Annotated in this window: 1 protein-coding gene; it reads left to right on the plus strand. The window is 70.1% G+C overall.

Going from position 1 to position 1,550, the window contains the following annotated elements:
* Nucleotides 1–65: 65 nt before the first annotated feature.
* Nucleotides 66–1,442 (plus strand): IS1380 family transposase, encoded by a 1,377-nt coding sequence (locus IE263_RS48000; protein ID WP_189944457.1) that lies wholly within the window; start codon nt 66–68, stop codon nt 1,440–1,442.
* Nucleotides 1,443–1,550 lie beyond the last annotated feature (108 nt).

Here is a 1,550-nt window from a genome sequence, read left to right on the forward strand (position 1 = left end):
GCTGACCTGCAACGATGGGACTTGTCGAGGGTCCTGTCAGCTGCAAGGAAAGAAGCACTCTCCAAGTGAAGAAGAGTAGCGGGTCGTACCCGCGTGTCCGTGCCGAGGGCGGGGGCCGTGGGGTGGTCGCGCAGGCCGGGTCGGTGCTGCTGGTCGAGACGGTCCGCAAGTCCGGCCTGGACGCGGCAATATCGGCGGGACTCACGCCGTGGCGCAAGCCGCGGGCCGTGCACGATCCGGGCAAGATCCTGCTGGATGTGGCCCTGGCCGTCGCACTCGGCGGCGACTGCCTGGCCGACGTCGGCATGCTGCGGGCCGAGCCGGGCGTGTTCGGCCCGGTGGCTTCCGATCCGACGGTCTCCCGGTTGATCGACACCCTCGCCGCTTCGGGCGAGAAGGCGCTGACCGCGATCCGCGCCGCACGTTCCGAAGTCCGCAAAAAGGTCTGGGAGTTGGCCGGCGAGCAGGCTCCGGATGCCGGCGGGCAGGTGATCGTGGACCTGGACGGGGTCCTGGTCGTCGCGCACTCGGACAAGCAGGACGCCGCCCCGACCTGGAAGAAGACCTACGGCCACCACCCGCTCATGGGGTTCGTCGACCACGGCCCCGGAGGAACCGGAGAACCCGTCGCGGCTCTCCTCCGCCCAGGCAACGCAGGCTCGAACACGGCCGCCGACCACATCACCGCCACCCGCCTCGCCCTCGCTCAACTGCCAGGAAAGTACCGGCGAGGGCGACGGACGCTGATCCGCTGCGACTCCGGTGGCGGCACCCATGAGTTCGTGGCCTGGCTCGCCCAGCGCGGACGCTGGCTGTCCTACTCGGTCGGCATGGTGATCACCGAGGCCGTCCACCAGCACGTCCTGAAGATCCCCGCATCGGCCTGGACACCAGCCGTCGAGACAAGCGGCGAAGTCCGTGACGGGGCCTGGGTCGCCGAACTCACCGGTGACCTGCTCGACGGATGGGCGAAGGGCATGCGGTTGATCGTCCGCAAGGAACGGCCGCACCCCGGAGCCCAGTTGAGAATCACGGACGCGGACGGCATGCGGATCACCTGCTTTGCCACCAACACCCCCGACCGGCCGATCGCCGAACTCGAACTCCGTCACCGGCTGCGGGCCCGCGCGGAGGACCGCATCCGGGCCGCACGTTCGACCGGCCTGCGGAACCTTCCCTTGCACGACACCGCGCAGAACAGGGTCTGGCTGGAGATCGTCCAGATCGCTCTCGACCTGCTGGCCTGGATGCCCGTGCTCGCCCTGACCGGCAGAGCCCGCCTCTGGGAACCGCGCCGCCTGCGGCTCCGCCTGTTCTCCGCGGCCGGTCAGCTCGTCACCACCGGCCGGCGGCGCATCCTCCGCCTCGCCCACCACTGGCCCTGGACCCGCGAGATCACAGACGCCCTCGAACGGCTTGCACTCCTGCCGAACCCCGGCTGACAAGCGGACTCACCTGTCCCTACGAGAAGAGGATCCAGCCCGGAGCAGTGGAACCCGGCGTCCACCCGAGACGACACCCGGACCCCTGGCCTGCCCGCCCCCGGCCAC

This window comes from Streptomyces aurantiogriseus, from assembly GCF_014649375.1.
GTDB classification, from domain to species: domain Bacteria; phylum Actinomycetota; class Actinomycetes; order Streptomycetales; family Streptomycetaceae; genus Streptomyces; species Streptomyces aurantiogriseus.